Genomic DNA, 15838 nt, shown 5'->3' with positions numbered 1-15838 from the left:
AGGGTTGACCTGCGAAAGGCGATTTTTTCGACAAAAAAGTGGTCGGATGAGTAGTAAAGTTACAGCGGAAGCGCTATTATTTTAGCCAGATTACATTTGTTGTTAAGCCTGCTTCAGGAGGACGTATGAATCTTTATCAACATTACCCACTACACCGGATCGTCATGCGTCGTGCTGCGGTGTTGGTGGTGGGTATTCTGGCACTGCCGGTGATGCTGTTCCGTAGTGACCGGGCTCAGTTTTACAGTTATCTGCATCGCATCTGGTCCAAGACCAGCACCCAGCCGGTCTGGCTGGCCCAGTCGGAAGCCGCTGGTGGCGACTTCTGGTAAAAAACCTCCCGCTCCGGCGGGATTTTTTTTGTCCTGTACCCACCTTTTCTGCAATGAAACGCGCTCAACGCTGGCTTTTCAGCTACACTTAAACCTCTACAAGAAGTTGGGGGTTGTACAAGTATGAGCGAGAAAATTCCTGTTGGTATCAGTGCCTGCCTGCTTGGGGATAATGTCCGTTTTGATGGCGGCCACAAGCGCTGCGGGTTTGCTGCAGACGAGCTCGCTCCTTACATGCGCTACGTCCCAGCCTGCCCGGAAATGGCAATTGGCTTGCCCACACCCCGTCCGGCCCTGCGCCTGACCGAAAGGGCAGATGGCGCAGTAGAACTGTGCTTCAGCAACGGGCGGGGCGATCCGGTTACTGAACAGATGCAGGACTATTCAGCGCAGAGAATTGCTTCACTGCATCACCTCTGCGGCTACATTGTCTGCGCCAAATCGCCCAGCTGCGGCATGGAGCGGGTGCGTGTCTATCAGCCGGATAACAACAACAACCGTAAAGCGGGTACCGGTGTCTTCACCCGTGAGCTGATGAGTCAGATGCCGTGGTTGCCCGTTGAAGAAGATGGTCGCCTGCACGATCCGGTACTGCGTGAAAACTTCGTCGAGCGCGTTTACACTCTGCATGAATTCAATGAGATGTGGCGTAGCGGGTTGAGCCGCGGCAAGTTGATTGCTTTCCACAGCCGCTACAAGCTGCTGCTGCTGGCACATTCACAGCCGGAATACCGGGAAATGGGGCGCTTTGTTGCCGCTGTTGATAGCTGGTCCTCACTGGAAGAGTACGCCTTCGAATACCGTCAGCGCCTGATGGATTTGCTCAAACTTCAGGCCACCCGGGGCAATCACACCAATGTACTTTCACACGTGCACGGCTACTTCCGCCCGCAACTGACTTCTAATCAGCGCCAGGAACTCGCTTCGCTGATCGACCACTACCGTCAGGGGCTGCAACCGCTACTGGCACCGATCACCCTGCTGAAGCACTACATGGCGGAATTTCCCGATCCTTATCTGGCTCAGCAGCGCTATTTTGAACCCTATCCGGAAGCGCTTCGCCTGCGTTACGGTCATTAATTTTCCTTTCAGGGAGTCTCATGGCCACTCATCTGGTCTGGCTGCGCAACGATCTGCGCATCCACGATAATTCAGCATTACACGCCGCCTGCCGCGATACGAAAGCTCAGGTTCTGGCGCTGTTTATTGCCACCCCCGCGCAGTGGAAGACGCACCATATGGCCCCAAAGCAGGCGGCTTATATTTATCAGAGTTTGCAGGAACTGCAGCAGTTGCTGGCAGAGAAAGGCATTCCGCTGCACCTGTTGCAGTGTGACAATTTCACTGACTCCATTCAGGAGCTGAAGGATTTTTGCCAGCAGCATAAAGTCGACCGTCTTTTTTATAACTATCAGTACGAGGTTAACGAGCGTAAGCGCGATGCCGCTGCAGAGCGGGAACTGTTTGAGCTCGATATTATCTCGCAGGGATTCGATGACAGCCTGTTGTTGCCACCCGGCAGCGTGCTGACCGGTAACCGGGAAATGTACAAAGTCTTCTCGCCGTTCAGCAAAGCCTTTGTCAGACGGCTGCATGAGGAGCTGCCGGAGTGTATGCCTGCGCCAAAAGCGCGTGAAAACGCGCCGTTAAAGAAAACGCCTGCCCTGAAACCGTTTCATTATCCTCAGGAAGAATTTGATCCTCATCTGTTTCCGGCGGGAGAAAGTGCCGCGCTAAAGCGCCTGCGCGAGTTTTGCCTGCAGCCGGTTACGGAATACCCCGATCGTCGTGACATCCCTGCGGAGGATGGCACCAGTCGCCTCTCGGTCTGTCTGACCACTGGTGTACTGTCTCCCCGTCAGTGCCTGCATCGCCTGTTGCATGAGCATCCGCAGGGACTGAACGACAGCAAAGTCTCTATCTGGCTGAACGAACTGATTTGGCGAGAGTTTTATCGCCATCTGCTGGTGGCCTGGCCGAAGCTGTCCCGCCATCAGCCGTTTATCGGCTGGACGAGCAATGTGAAGTGGCAGCACAACAAAACGCACCTTGTGGCCTGGCAACAGGGGCAAACAGGGTATCCGATTGTTGATGCGGCAATGCGCCAGCTGAACTCGCTGGGCTGGATGCACAACCGTCTGCGGATGATTGTCGCCAGCTTCCTGGTAAAGGATCTGCTGATCGACTGGCGGGAAGGGGAGCGCTATTTTATGTCGCGGCTGATTGACGGCGATCTGGCGGCGAACAATGGTGGCTGGCAGTGGGCTGCCTCCAGCGGTAACGATGCAGCACCCTATTTCCGCATCTTCAATCCCACCACTCAGGGGGAGCGTTTTGATCAGGAAGGCACATTTATCCGGCAGTGGTTGCCGGAGCTGAAAGAGGTGCCAGATCAGCAGATTCATCAGCCGCAGGTATGGGCAAAAAAACACGGCGTGTCGCTGGACTATCCGAATCAGATTGTTGACCATAAAGAAGCCCGAAAGAGTACTCTGGCCGCCTTTGAAGCCGCGAGAAAATAGTCCTCCTGCAGCGGGCGACCCTCTTCGCCCGTTCTCATCATTTATCCCGTCTGTTATTGTGGTCTGATTAGCCTCTGGCGCAACGCTTGCTGGCCCTGTCGGGCCGCGGGCATTTTCAGGAATTATCATGCGAAACACTGAGCTTGAACACATCGTTAACCAGCAACTGAACACTGCGGCTTTCAGCGATTACGCGCCCAACGGGCTGCAGGTTGAAGGACGTCGCGAGGTGAAGAAGATTGTCACCGGCGTGACGGCCTGCCAGGCGCTGCTGGATGAAGCCGTGCGGCTGGAGGCGGATGCGGTGCTGGTTCATCACGGCTACTTCTGGAAAAACGAAGCTCAGGTGATCACCGGGATGAAGCGTAACCGGCTGAGAACGCTGCTGGTAAACGAGATTAATTTGTACGGCTGGCACCTGCCGCTGGATGCCCATCCCCAACTGGGCAACAACGCGCTGCTGGCGAAAGATCTGGGTATTGAGGTGCGGGGTGAAGTAATGCCGCTGGTCCCCTGGGGGGAGTTGAAGGAGCAGCTGACTGGCGAACTGTTGGCGAAACGGATTGCGAAAGTGCTGGGCCGCGAGCCACTGCACTGTGGTGATAACGCACCGAAACTGATCCGTCGTGTTGCCTGGTGCTCAGGCGGCGGCCAGGGGTTTATTGATGCGGCGGCAGCGTTTGGTGTGGATGCTTTCATCACTGGTGAAGTTTCCGAACAGACTATACACAGCGCCCGTGAACAGGGGCTGCACTTTTTTGCTGCCGGTCACCATGCCACTGAACGTGGCGGTATCCGGGCGTTGGGCGAGTGGCTGCAGGAAAGTTACGGGCTTGACGTGACCTTTGTCGATATTGCCAATCCTGCCTGATTCAGCCGGGCGGCCCGAGCGGTCGCCCACACCTCCGGTTGACACGCCTTCTACATTTCCGCATAACTATTAGTCATTGAATTTACTGGTCTGATAAACCGGTCAGGAGGAGAGTTTTGCAACGAGCACGTTGTTACCTGCTAGGTGAACGCGCGGTTGTGCTTGAGCTGGAACCCCCGGTTTCCCTCAGCAGTCAGCAACGTATCTGGGGGCTGTCGGCACGGCTGATGGCACGCCCGGAAGTGATTGAAGTCGTCCCCGGGATGAACAACATCACCGTAATGCTGAGCGACCCGCAGCAAACCGCGCTGGATGCTATTGAATGGCTGCAATCCTGGTGGGAAAAAAGCGAGCAGCTTGAGATGGAAATGCGCCAGGTTGAAATCCCCGTGATCTACGGTGGCGCAGCCGGACCGGATCTCGAAGAGGTGGCACGCCACAGCGGACTGACCCCACAACAGGTAGTGGAAGCGCACGCAGCAGCAGATTACACCGTCTATTTTATCGGTTTTCAGCCGGGCTTCCCCTATATGGCCGGGCTGGACGACCGCCTGCACACGCCGCGCCGCGCCGAGCCAAGAGTGCAAGTCCCGGCCGGTTCCGTCGGCATTGGAGGCAGCCAGACCGGTGTTTATCCGCTGGCCGCACCTGGGGGCTGGCAGCTGATTGGTCAGACTGGTGTTGTTCTGTTTAATCCACAGTCCCAGCCGCCGACCCTATTAAGACCCGGCGACAGCGTGCGCTTTGTGCCGCAGAAGGGGGGAATATGCTGAAGATCATTCGTGCCGGGATGAGTACCACTTTGCAGGATGCCGGTCGCACTGGCTGGCGTCAATATGGCGTCGGCGTGGGTGGAGTACTGGATCATCCGGCAATGGAAACCGCCAATTTGCTGGTGGGCAACGCCCGAACCAGTGCGTTGCTTGAGATCACCCTCGGACAATTTTGTGCCGAATTCACCCGCGACGGCTGGATTGCCCTGACCGGAGCGGGATGCAGCGCCGTGCTGGACAATCAGCCGGTATGGACGGGCTGGCGCACGGCGGTGAAAAAAGGTCAGCGGCTGACCCTGAAGATGCCGGTACGCGGTATGCGCAGCTATCTGGCGCTGGATGGCGGATTTGCTGCCATTCCGATGCTCGGTTCCTGCAGCACCGATGTGAAAGCCGGTTTCGGCGGTTTTGACGGTCGCCGGATTGAGGATGGCGATAATCTGCCATTAGGCGAGCCGCAGCACGCTTTCAGCAAACCCGCAGGCGTGCGTCAGCTGCTGTTTGGCAACCGCGTCCGTGCGATGGCCGGACCGGAATACCACGAGTTCAGCCCGGAAAGCCGCGAGGTCTTCTGGCGTACCGCCTGGCAACTGAATCCCCAAAGCAACCGGATGGGCTATCGCTTGCAGGGCAGGCCACTTAAGCGGGTTGCCCAGCGAGAGATGCTGTCGCACGGCCTGCTGCCGGGCGTGATCCAGGTTCCGCCAAACGGTCAGCCCATTGTGCTGATGGCCGATGCCCAGACCACCGGAGGCTATCCACGAATTGCCTGCGTAATCGAGGCCGATCTCTATCATCTTGCCCAGCTGCGGCTGGGTGAGCCGATCCATTTTGTTCACTGTTCGTTAGAAGAGGCTCTGCAGGCAAAGCGCGATCAGCAGCGTGCGCTGGAGCAGATGGCCTGGGGAGTAGAGCATGAAAGTGGATCTTAACGCCGATCTGGGCGAGGGTTGCGAAAACGATCGTGCCCTGCTGCAGCGGGTGTCTTCGGCCAATATTGCCTGCGGTTTTCACGCCGGAGATGCGCAGACCATGCAACAGAGCGTGCTCTGGGCGCTGGAGTTTGGTGTCGCCATCGGCGCGCATCCCAGTTTCCCGGACCGCGAGAATTTTGGCCGCACAAAGATGCAGCTGTCACCTGAAACCGTTTATGCGCAGATGGTCTACCAGATTGGCGCTTTGCAGGCTATCGCCCGGAGCGAAGGTGGGAAGCTGGTCCACGTCAAACCTCATGGGATGCTCTATAACCAGTCCGCGCAGGAGCCTGAGCTGGCTGACGCAATTGCAAGGGCGGTGAAAGCGGTAGATCCTGCGTTGATTCTGGTCGGGCTGGCTGGCAGCGAGTCGATCCGGGCAGCGGAAGCGGTGGGGCTGACCACGCGGCAGGAGGTTTTTGCCGATCGGGGGTATCAGGATGACGGCTCTCTGGTGCCCCGTTCGCAGCCGGGTGCGCTGGTGGAAAGTGACCAGCAGGCGATCGCCCAAACCCTGAGCATGATCCAGCAGGGCAAAGTCCGTAGTATCAGCGGTGAATGGGTCAGCGTGAAAGCGGAGACCGTCTGCCTGCATGGCGACGGCGCGCACGCTCTGGCCTTCGCCAGCCAGCTGCGCGAGGCCTTTGCACAACAACAAATCACTGTCACCAGCTGTTAAAGCTGGCAGCAGAATAAAAATGCGGAACACCGCACCACTCCCTGCCACGGCGGGGAGTTTTTTAATCTGATACCGGGAGGAAAAATGGAGAATGCAGTAAATTTGTGGCCGCTGGCAGGGATTGCCGCCATCGTGATCGGCTTTTTATTACGGTTTAATCCTGTGCTGGTGGTGATTGTCTCTGGCCTGATCACCGGGCTGGCGGCGCATATGCCGCTCGCTGATATTCTGGAAAAGCTGGGGACCGGTTTTCTCAACACCCGCAACTTGCCGCTGATCCTGCTGCTGCCGCTGGCGGTTATCGGCCTGCTGGAGCGTCACGGACTGAAAGAGCGTGCGCAGGCGTGGATCGCTCAGATCAAAAGTGCCACTGCTGGCCGACTGCTGATCGTCTATCTGTTCGTGCGTGAAATCACTGCCGCGATGGGGCTGACCAGCCTGGGCGGACATCCGCAGATGGTGCGGCCTCTGCTGGCACCGATGGCGGAAGGAGCAACCGAAAACCGCTATGGTGAACTTCCAGCGGAAGTCCGTCACCGGCTGCGTGCTATGTCTGCCGCAACGGATAACGTCGGGCTGTTCTTTGGCGAGGACATTTTTGTCGCCTTCGGCGCGATCATCTTTATGCATAACTTTATGCAGGAGTCGGCGGGCATTCAGACCGAGCCGCTGCATATTGCCGTGTGGGGTATTCCGACTGCCATTTGTGCCTTCCTGATCCATTCAGTGCGGCTGCGCCGGCTTGATAAAACCATCGCCGCCGAACTGTCAGCGCTTAACGCTGATGCGCTGAAAGCCAAAGGAGGCCGCTAATGTTCCAGCAACAATATCTGTTCTGGCTGGCTGGTCTGATCCTGCTGGTGGTGGCGGTAATGTCCTGGCGTGACAAGGCCAATCCACGTCGTCTGACTACCGGGCTGTTCTGGGCGCTGTACGGCCTGATCTTTTTTGTCGGTGACTGGGCGGTAAACCTGTTCGGTGCCCGTTCCCTGCATATTGTGATTGGCGGAATGGTGGTGGTGATGGCGCTGATAGCCGGGCTGGGCGGCGTCCGGCTGGGCTCTTACCATCAGCGGACGCCGGAGCAGCGCGATGAGAGTGCTAAGCGTCTGCGTAATCGCCTGTTCCTGCCTGCGCTGGCCATCCCGGTAGTGACCGTGGTGGGCGTACTGGCGTTTAACAATATTCCGGGCCTACAGGAAACGGTGTTTGGCGCAGGAAATCATTCCACGCTGGTTACGCTGTTTTCGATGATGCTGGGCTGTGTGGTCGGTTGGGTGTTAGCGCTAAAAATGACCCATGAGGGACCGGCTCAGTCGATTCAGGAAGCGCGCCGCCTGCTGGATGCTATCGGCTGGGCGTTCATACTGCCACAAATCCTTGCCACCCTGGGCCTGCTGTTTACCAGCGCTGGTGTTGGCAATGCGATTTCACACCTCACTGAAACTTATCTGGCGGTGGATAACCGGTTTATTGCCGTGGCGACCTATGCGATTGGCATGGCGCTGTTGACCATGGTGATGGGGAACGCTTTTGCCGCCTTCCCGATTGTTACGGCAGGCATCGGCATCCCCATTCTGGTATTGCAGCATCATGGCAACCCGGCGGTGATGGCGGCCATCGGGATGTTCTCCGGTTATTGCGGTACGCTGATGACGCCGATGGCGGCAAACTTCAATATCGTCCCGGCGGCGCTGCTGGAGCTGCCAGATCGCAACGCGGTGATCAAGGCTCAGGTGCCGACCGGCGTGCTATTGTTAATAGCAAATATCTTCCTTCTCTATTTTTTGATGTTCCTGTGAGGCTGCGATGAAAACGGTCCTGATAACCGCCTTTGAACCTTTTGATGGCGAGCTGGTGAACCCGTCGTGGGAGGCGGTCAGCCATCTGAATGAACGTCTGGTGTGCGGTGTGAAGGTGATAGCAAAGCAGCTTCCGTGCGTATTTGGTGAGTCGCTGACGGCGTTGCATGCGGCCATTGAAGAAGTGCAGCCCGAAATGGTGATCGCAGTCGGGCAGGCCGGAGGGCGCACTGACGTCACCGTCGAACGCATCGGTATCAACGTCGATGATGCCCGAATTCCGGATAACGCGGGCAACCAGCCTGTCGATGAACCGATTGTGAAAGGCGGTCCGGCTGCTTATTTTTCCACGCTTCCGATCAAAGCGATTGTTGAAGGGATCCGCGAGGCCGGTATTCCGGCTTCGGTTTCACAGACCGCGGGCACCTTTGTCTGCAACCATGTGATGTACGGCCTGCTGCACTATCTGGCAAAGCGCAAAGAAAAAATCCGTGGCGGCTTTATCCATATTCCTTACCTGCCGGAGCAGGCGGTCAAACATCCTGGCGTGGCCAGCATGCCTGCCCAGACGGTGATCCTGGCGCTGGAGATGGCGCTGAGCATCGCGCTGACCGTGGAAGAGGATATCCGCCTGGAAGGTGGCGCAACGCACTAACAGGGAGGGTATAAATGCCGGAAGGTCCTGAAATCCGCCGCGCGGCGGATAAGCTGGAAAAGGCGATCAAAGGGAAAACGCTGACCGCAGTCTGGTTCGCGTTTCCCCAGCTGAAAACCTATGAATCTTCACTGGTCGGCGAGCGGGTGGAGGCGATCGAAACCCGCGGGAAGGCGATCCTCACCCACTTTTCCAACGGCCTGACGCTCTACAGCCATAATCAGCTGTATGGCGTCTGGCGCGTGATAAATACTGGCAAAGAGCCGGAGAGCAACCGCGTGCTTCGTGTGCGCCTGGCTGCTGCGGATAAAACGCTGTTGCTGTACAGTGCCTCGGAGATTGAGCTACTGAACGCAGACACGCTGGCGGCTCATCCTTTCCTGCTGCGTGTAGGCCCGGACGTGCTGGACATGACGCTGACGAAGGAAGAGGTCGCAGAGCGGCTCCTTTCAGCCCGTTTCCGCCGTCGTCAGTTCAGCGGGCTGCTGCTCGACCAGGCTTTTCTCGCCGGACTGGGTAACTACCTGCGGGTGGAAATTCTCTGGCAGGCCGGTCTGGCACCGCAGCATAAAGCGCAGGATCTCACGCCTGAACAGTTGGAAACACTGGCCGTTGCTCTACTGGAAATCCCCAGACTTTCCTACCAGACGCGCGGGGTGGCTAAGGAGAATAAACATCACGGCGCGCTTTTCAGCTTCAAAGTCTTTCATCGGGCAGGGAAAATGTGCGAGCGCTGTGGTGGCATCATCGAAAAAACCACGCTTTCTTCCCGTCCTTTCTACTGGTGCCCTGGCTGCCAGAAATAGCCACGTCAGACAGGCAGTCGAATTCTGACCTGATGAATGGCCAGATAGCTCTGAAGATATGCCAGCTCCTGCTGCGCGGTGATCACCCCCATATCATTTTTTTTCGCAGCAGATAGCGCATCATCTCGGAGAACTGATGAACCATCGCAGGAAAATATAGACCTGTACTTCAGGGTAAGGGAATGATTATTAATTACCGGGGCCGAAGAGGGTTAAGCTGATGATTGCCGTCCAACGTAAAATGCGGTGAACACAGGCCCGGAATAAAGCGTCTCAGGCCAGGGACGGCCTGAGTCGAGCGGCCATGGACGGCGCTTTTTGCGTCTTTATGAGCGGCCTGTGTTCACCGCACAGGCACGGCTCTGTGCTTAATGTGGCCTGAATAGCATCAATGTACAGGCACGGCTATGTCTGTAGCTGAATCCGGTCAGTTACTTTTTAACCGCAGACTTGAAGTCGCGCTGATCGTAGCCGGTATACAGCTGACGCGGACGGGCAATCTTAATGCCGTCGTCATGCATCTCTTTCCAGTGAGCAATCCAGCCCACGGTACGCGCCATCGCAAAGATCACGGTAAACATGGAGGAAGGAATACCCATCGCTTTCAGAATAATGCCAGAGTAGAAATCGACGTTTGGATACAGCTTGCGCTCAATAAAGTACGGGTCGTTGAGAGCAATGTCTTCCAGCTGCATCGCCACTTCCAGCAGGTCATCCTTCATGCCCAGTTCATTCAGCACTTCGTGACAGGTTTCACGCATCACTGTGGCACGCGGGTCATGATTTTTGTACACGCGGTGGCCGAAGCCCATCAGACGGAACGAGTCATTTTTGTCTTTCGCACGTTTCACAAATTCAGGAATATGTTCAACGGTGCTGATCTCTTCCAGCATACGCAGGGTCGCTTCGTTGGCACCGCCATGGGCAGGTCCCCACAGTGAAGCGATACCAGCAGCGATACAGGCAAACGGATTAGCGCCAGAAGAGCCAGCGGTACGTACGGTAGAAGTGGAAGCGTTCTGCTCGTGGTCAGCATGAAGGATCAGAATACGATCCATTGCACGTTCCAGTATCGGATTAACCACATATTCTTCACATGGCGTGGAGAACATCATATGCAGGAAGTTACCGGCATAGGAGAGGTCATTACGCGGATAAACGAATGGCTGACCAATGGAATATTTGTAGCACATCGCGGCCACGGTCGGCATTTTTGACAGCAGGCGAAACGCAGCGATTTCGCGGTGACGCTCAATATTAACGTCCATTGCATCATGATAAAATGCGGCCAGCGCGCCTGTCACACCACACATTACCGCCATTGGGTGAGAATCACGACGGAAGGCACGGAACATATGATGGATCTGCTCGTGGATCATGGTGTGACGGGTGACGATGGTTTTGAATTCTTCATACTGCTCTTTGGTTGGCGCTTCGCCGTTCAGCAGGATGTAGCACACTTCCAGATAGTTGGAGTGTACGGCAAGTTGGTCGATAGGAAAACCACGGTGAAGCAGGATGCCCTGGTCACCGTCAATATAGGTAATTTTGGATTCGCAGGATGCGGTAGAAGTGAACCCCGGATCGAAGGTGAAGTAGCCTTTGGAACCCAAAGTGCGAACGTCAATCTCTTCCTGACCTAACGTGCCGTTGAGCACATCAAGTTCAATAGCCGCTTCACCTGGTAGGGTTAGCGTTGCTTTTTTATCAGCCATTTACAGTCTCCTTAGCGCCTTATCTATGGATCTTTAACACCTTCAAAATCAGCCTGTCCGCGGCGGAGTGAAGCACATGTTCAACTCTGTGGCATCTTATAACGTGCAGGGTACAGAGTGAGGGGCGCGTACAGCCGGGGAGCAAATCTGACTTCGTTTCGCGGTTGTTAAAGATCCGGTCTGGTCGTAACTTGTTGGTAACCGATACCTGATACTTTATGTGACTATCCCACCAATGTTACATAACTTGTACTTAGGGGAAAGTGTATCCCCATAACTTTTGTGCATCATAGAACTTTTATCGCTCAGTTTGTAACAATAATGTTGAAGTTTTGTCAAATCAGATAATTGAATTTGTATATATTGTGAAAAATGTGAGAGTGATCACTGTTCCACCTAAATGTTCCCAAGATGTTTGTAGGGGAATTGTAATGAGAATGTGAACCCCCTATACTTCCGCCAGGTCTCCGGAATACCCTGCTGTAGGAGCCACCCAGCGTTTTACACGCGTCGTTTTGACACTGGACGTTGTAGTTTTAGTGCCTGGCGCAGTGCTTTATTGTTAACGCTGTCTGACCCGCCCTCAGGACCGGAGGAAGCAAAATAAGAAAGGCTGTGTGGGCAAAACCGTGAAAAAACAAAGACCTGTCAACTTGGATCTCTCTACGATCCGGTTTCCCGTTACTGCAATAGCGTCTATTCTTCACCGCGTATCTGGCGTGATCACTTTTGTGGCCATTGGCATACTGCTGTGGGTACTGGGCCTGTCACTCTCCTCACCCGAAGGCTTCCTGCAGGCATCTGCCGTAATGGACAGCTTTATTGTTAAATTCATCTTCTGGGGCATTCTCACCGCACTGGCGTATCACATCGTCGGCGGCGTGCGTCACCTGATGATGGATTTTGGCTACCTGGGTGAGACACTGCAGGCGGGTACGCGCTCGGCGCAAATCTCTTTTGGTATCACTGTCGTGCTTTCAATTCTGGCTGGAGTCCTCGTATGGTAAGCAACGCTTCTGCTCTGGGCCGCAACGGCGTTCATGACTGGTTGCTGCTGCGTGCTGCAGCGATGATCATGACGCTGTACGTGCTCTATATCCTCGGTTTTGTCGTGATGTCGGGCCACCTGACCTACGATATCTGGCGCGGATTTTTTGCCTCCTCCTTCACTAAAGTCTTCACCCTGCTGACGCTGTTCTCCATTCTGGTGCACGGCTGGATTGGGATGTGGCAGGTACTGACGGACTACATCAAACCTCTGGCTGCTCGTCTGTTATTGCAGCTGGTCGTGGTGGTGGTGCTGTTGGTGTATGCGATTTATGGAACTGTCGTTGTGTGGGGTGCGTAAGAATGAAGTTGCCAGTCAGAGAATTTGACGCCGTAGTGGTCGGCGCTGGTGGTGCAGGCATGCGTGCCGCGCTGCAAATTTCCCAATCGGGCCAGACCTGTGCCCTGTTATCAAAAGTTTTCCCAACCCGTTCTCATACTGTGTCTGCGCAGGGTGGTATCACCGTGGCGCTGGGTAATACCCATGAAGACAACTGGGAATGGCATATGTACGACACGGTGAAAGGCTCCGACTATATCGGTGACCAGGACGCCATTGAATATATGTGTAAAACCGGTCCGGAAGCGATTCTGGAGCTGGAACATATGGGCTTGCCTTTCTCCCGTCTGGAGGATGGCCGGATCTATCAGCGCCCATTTGGTGGCCAGTCGAAAAACTTCGGTGGCGAGCAGGCGGCACGTACCGCTGCGGCGGCTGACCGTACCGGCCATGCGTTACTGCACACTCTTTATCAGCAGAACCTGAAAAACAAAACCACCATCTTCTCCGAGTGGTATGCGCTGGATCTGGTGAAAAACGCTGACGGCGCTATCGTCGGTTGTACTGCCCTGAATATTGAAGACGGCGAAGTGGTCTACTTCAAAGCGCGCGCAACGGTTCTGGCGACCGGCGGTGCAGGCCGTATTTATCAGTCCACCACTAACGCTCATATCAACACCGGTGACGGCGTGGGTATGGCACTGCGTGCCGGCGTGCCGGTGCAGGATATGGAAATGTGGCAGTTCCACCCGACCGGTATCGCCGGTGCGGGCGTACTGGTGACCGAGGGTTGCCGTGGTGAAGGTGGTTACCTGCTGAACAAGCATGGCGAGCGCTTTATGGAGCGTTACGCACCAAACGCCAAAGACCTTGCCGGTCGTGACGTGGTCGCCCGTTCGATGATGATCGAAATCCGTGAAGGCCGCGGTTGTGAAGGCCCGTGGGGTCCACACATCAAACTGAAACTGGATCACCTTGGTCATGAAGTGCTGGAAGCTCGTCTGCCAGGCATTCTGGAACTGTCCCGTACCTTTGCTCACATCGATCCGGTAAAAGAGCCGATCCCGGTTATCCCAACCTGCCACTACATGATGGGCGGCATTCCAACCAAAGTGACTGGTCAGGCGATTACGGTAAACGAGCAGGGCGAAGACGTGGTGGTGCCGGGCCTGTTTGCTGTGGGGGAAATCGCCTGCGTCTCCGTTCACGGTTCGAACCGCCTGGGCGGTAACTCGCTGCTGGACCTGGTAGTGTTTGGTCGTGCTGCCGGTCTGCACCTGCAGGAATCCATCCAGGAGCAGGGCGAGCTGCTGGAAGCGACTGAAGAAGAGATTGACGCTTCGCTGGCGCGAATGAACCGCTGGAACAACAACGTGACCGGCGAAGATCCTGCCGAGCTGCGCAAAGCCCTGCAGACCTGCATGCAGAACAACTTCTCGGTATTCCGTGAAGGTGATGCAATGGCAAAAGGTCTGGAAGAGCTGAAAGCGCTGCGTGAGCGCCTGAAAAATGCCCGTCTGGACGACCGTTCGCCGGACTTCAATACCCAGCGTATTGAGTGCCTGGAGCTGGATAACCTGATGGAAACGGCCTACGCCACGGCGGTTGCTGCAAACTTCCGTACCGAAAGCCGTGGAGCGCACAGCCGCTTCGACTATCCTGAACGTGACGATGCTAACTGGTTGTGTCACAGCGTGTATCTGCCGCAAACCGAAAGCATGACCCGCCGTGAGGTGAACATGCAGCCGAAACTGCGCGCGGCCTTCCCGCCGAAAGCACGTACCTACTAGTTTGCGGAGAATAAGAAGATGAGACTCGAATTTTCTATCTATCGTTACAACCCGGACGTGGACGACGCGCCACGCATGCAGGAATACAGCCTGGAGTCAGAAGAAGGGCGTGACATGATGCTGCTGGATGCGCTGATCCGTCTGAAAGAGAAAGATCCGACGCTGGCCTTCCGTCGCTCCTGCCGCGAGGGCGTTTGCGGCTCCGACGGTATTAACATGAATGGCAAGAACGGCCTTGCCTGTATCACGCCAGTTTCCGCTCTCGGCGGCGGAAAACGTAAAATTGTGATCCGTCCCCTGCCAGGATTGCCGGTGATCCGCGATTTGGTAGTGGACATGGGGCAGTTCTACACTCAGTATGAGAAGATTAAGCCTTACCTGTTGAATAATGGAGAAAATCCACCCGCACGTGAGCACTTACAGCAGCCGGAACAGCGTGAAAAACTGGATGGATTGTACGAGTGTATTCTCTGTGCGTGCTGTTCAACATCCTGCCCGTCGTTCTGGTGGAATCCGGATAAATTCATCGGACCCGCAGGATTACTGGCGGCTTACCGCTTCCTGATTGATGACCGCGACACGGAAACCAATGCGCGTCTGGACAATCTGAACGATGCTTTCAGCGTATTCCGCTGTCACAGCATCATGAACTGTGTAAGCGTCTGTCCTAAAGGACTCAACCCAACGCGCGCCATTGGCCATATCAAGTCGATGCTGCTGCAGCGGGGCGCTTAAGAGCAGACAGCCGGGAACCTCAGGGTTCCCGGCTGTTAACCAGGAAATCCTGACAAGAAACCCGGCCATACAGGCTTCTTGCCAGGGTTCCCTTACGGGCCCGGGCGCCAGCAGTCGCGCACATCGCTCGTATCGATGAACTTTCAGGCTGCGTTCCGGAGATTTTTACGGAATTCAGCCGAGGGCAAGCCGCTTATGCGGCGCGGGACTTGCAAAGGTTCCTTTAAATAACCACGGCGAAAAAAAGCACAAAATGCTTAAGGGATCACAATGCAGAACAGCGCGATGAAACCCTGGCTAGACTCCTCCTGGCTGGCCGGCGCGAACCAGACCTACATAGAGCAGCTCTATGAGGACTACTTGACCGATCCTGACTCTGTAGATGTTGCCTGGAAAGAGCTGTTTCAGCAGCTTCCGGGGCAAGGGGTTAGACCTGAACAATTCCACTCGACCACCCGCGAGTACTTCAAGCGCCTGGCGAAAGATGCCACACGCTACACCTCCTCCGTCAGCGATCCCGACACCAATGCCAAACAGGTTAAGGTGCTTCAACTGATCAACGCCTTCCGTTTCCGCGGTCATCAGCTTGCTAACCTCGACCCGCTAGGGCTGTGGCAGCAGGAGTCGGTGCCTGATCTGGATCCTGCGTTTCACGACCTGACGGACGCCGATTTCCAGGAAACCTTTAACGTGGGCTCTTTTGCTTTTGGCAAAGACACCATGAAGCTGGCGGATCTCTTCGCTCTGCTGAAGCAGACCTACTGCGGTTCAATCGGCGCGGAATACATGCATATCACCAACACTGAAGAGAAACGCTGGATCCAGCAGCGCATCGAATCAGTGGCGGGGCAGGCTTC

16 protein-coding genes and 1 pseudogene are annotated in these 15838 nt (G+C 55.7%); 16 read left to right on the top strand and 1 reads right to left on the bottom strand.

Annotated features, from left to right (window positions below; all coding sequences use genetic code 11):
• Nucleotides 1–125 precede the first annotated feature (125 nt).
• From GSQ70_RS01155 to nei, 11 genes are all read left to right on the top strand, one after another.
• A complete protein-coding gene (locus tag GSQ70_RS01155; RefSeq protein ID WP_158780551.1) occupies nucleotides 126–332 on the top strand; it encodes a YbfA family protein in 207 nt (68 codons plus the stop codon).
• A 123-nt stretch (nucleotides 333–455) separates the two neighbouring features.
• A complete protein-coding gene (locus GSQ70_RS01150; RefSeq protein ID WP_158780550.1) occupies nucleotides 456–1412 on the top strand; it encodes a 2-thiouracil desulfurase family protein in 957 nt (318 codons plus the stop codon).
• A gap of 20 nt (nucleotides 1413–1432) precedes the next feature.
• A complete protein-coding gene (phrB, locus tag GSQ70_RS01145; protein ID WP_158780549.1) occupies nucleotides 1433–2854 on the top strand; it encodes a deoxyribodipyrimidine photo-lyase in 1422 nt (473 codons plus the stop codon).
• A gap of 127 nt (nucleotides 2855–2981) precedes the next feature.
• Nucleotides 2982–3725: a type 2 GTP cyclohydrolase I gene (locus GSQ70_RS01140; protein ID WP_158780548.1), complete on the top strand. Its 744-nt coding sequence runs from the start codon at nucleotides 2982–2984 to the stop codon at nucleotides 3723–3725.
• A gap of 116 nt (nucleotides 3726–3841) precedes the next feature.
• Nucleotides 3842–4498, top strand: a complete 657-nt coding sequence (pxpB, locus tag GSQ70_RS01135; protein WP_158780547.1) for a 5-oxoprolinase subunit PxpB — start codon at nucleotides 3842–3844, stop codon at nucleotides 4496–4498.
• Nucleotides 4492–5430 carry a 5-oxoprolinase subunit PxpC gene (gene pxpC, locus GSQ70_RS01130; protein ID WP_158780546.1) on the top strand — a complete coding sequence of 313 codons (939 nt, stop codon included), beginning with the start codon at nucleotides 4492–4494 and terminating at the stop codon, nucleotides 5428–5430. The genes pxpB and pxpC overlap by 7 nt, the downstream gene beginning before the upstream one ends.
• Nucleotides 5414–6151, top strand: a complete 738-nt coding sequence (gene pxpA / locus GSQ70_RS01125; RefSeq protein ID WP_158780545.1) for a 5-oxoprolinase subunit PxpA — start codon at nucleotides 5414–5416, stop codon at nucleotides 6149–6151. The genes pxpC and pxpA overlap by 17 nt, the downstream gene beginning before the upstream one ends.
• An 84-nt stretch (nucleotides 6152–6235) precedes the next feature.
• Entirely contained in the window at nucleotides 6236–6964 is a 729-nt protein-coding gene (locus GSQ70_RS01120; protein WP_158780544.1) for a DUF969 domain-containing protein, read from the top strand.
• On the top strand, nucleotides 6964–7953 hold the full coding sequence (locus tag GSQ70_RS01115; RefSeq protein WP_158780543.1) for a DUF979 domain-containing protein: 990 nt from the start codon (nucleotides 6964–6966) through the stop codon (nucleotides 7951–7953). Before GSQ70_RS01120 ends, GSQ70_RS01115 begins: the two co-directional genes overlap by 1 nt.
• A gap of 7 nt (nucleotides 7954–7960) precedes the next feature.
• Nucleotides 7961–8608: a pyroglutamyl-peptidase I gene (pcp, locus tag GSQ70_RS01110; RefSeq protein WP_158780542.1), complete on the top strand. Its 648-nt coding sequence runs from the start codon at nucleotides 7961–7963 to the stop codon at nucleotides 8606–8608.
• Nucleotides 8609–8622: 14 nt separating this feature from the next.
• Nucleotides 8623–9414 carry an endonuclease VIII gene (gene nei / locus GSQ70_RS01105; protein ID WP_158780541.1) on the top strand — a complete coding sequence of 264 codons (792 nt, stop codon included), beginning with the start codon at nucleotides 8623–8625 and terminating at the stop codon, nucleotides 9412–9414.
• Nucleotides 9415–9845: 431 nt separating this feature from the next.
• Here nei and GSQ70_RS01100 read toward each other — a convergent pair whose 3' ends face one another.
• On the bottom strand, nucleotides 9846–11129 hold the full coding sequence (locus GSQ70_RS01100; RefSeq protein WP_158780540.1) for a citrate synthase: 1284 nt from the start codon (nucleotides 11127–11129) through the stop codon (nucleotides 9846–9848).
• A 617-nt stretch (nucleotides 11130–11746) separates the two neighbouring features.
• Between GSQ70_RS01100 and sdhC the strand changes: the two genes are divergently transcribed.
• From sdhC to GSQ70_RS01075, 5 genes and pseudogenes are all read left to right on the top strand, one after another.
• A complete protein-coding gene (gene sdhC, locus GSQ70_RS01095) occupies nucleotides 11747–12136 on the top strand; it encodes a succinate dehydrogenase cytochrome b556 subunit (protein WP_158780539.1) in 390 nt (129 codons plus the stop codon).
• A complete protein-coding gene (gene sdhD / locus GSQ70_RS01090; RefSeq protein ID WP_158780538.1) occupies nucleotides 12130–12477 on the top strand; it encodes a succinate dehydrogenase membrane anchor subunit in 348 nt (115 codons plus the stop codon). The genes sdhC and sdhD overlap by 7 nt, the downstream gene beginning before the upstream one ends.
• Nucleotides 12478–12479: 2 nt before the next feature.
• Nucleotides 12480–14246 carry a succinate dehydrogenase flavoprotein subunit gene (sdhA, locus tag GSQ70_RS01085; RefSeq protein ID WP_158780537.1) on the top strand — a complete coding sequence of 589 codons (1767 nt, stop codon included), beginning with the start codon at nucleotides 12480–12482 and terminating at the stop codon, nucleotides 14244–14246.
• Between the two features lie 18 nt (nucleotides 14247–14264).
• Nucleotides 14265–14981 carry a succinate dehydrogenase iron-sulfur subunit gene (locus GSQ70_RS01080; RefSeq protein ID WP_158780536.1) on the top strand — a complete coding sequence of 239 codons (717 nt, stop codon included), beginning with the start codon at nucleotides 14265–14267 and terminating at the stop codon, nucleotides 14979–14981.
• 270 nt (nucleotides 14982–15251) lie between these two features.
• Nucleotides 15252–15838, top strand: a pseudogene (locus tag GSQ70_RS01075) (2-oxoglutarate dehydrogenase E1 component); the annotation flags it as partial.

This window comes from Pantoea sp. BAV 3049, assembly GCF_009765445.1.
Classification (GTDB): domain Bacteria; phylum Pseudomonadota; class Gammaproteobacteria; order Enterobacterales; family Enterobacteriaceae; genus Erwinia.
This window is presented reverse-complemented; position numbering and strand designations above follow the sequence as displayed.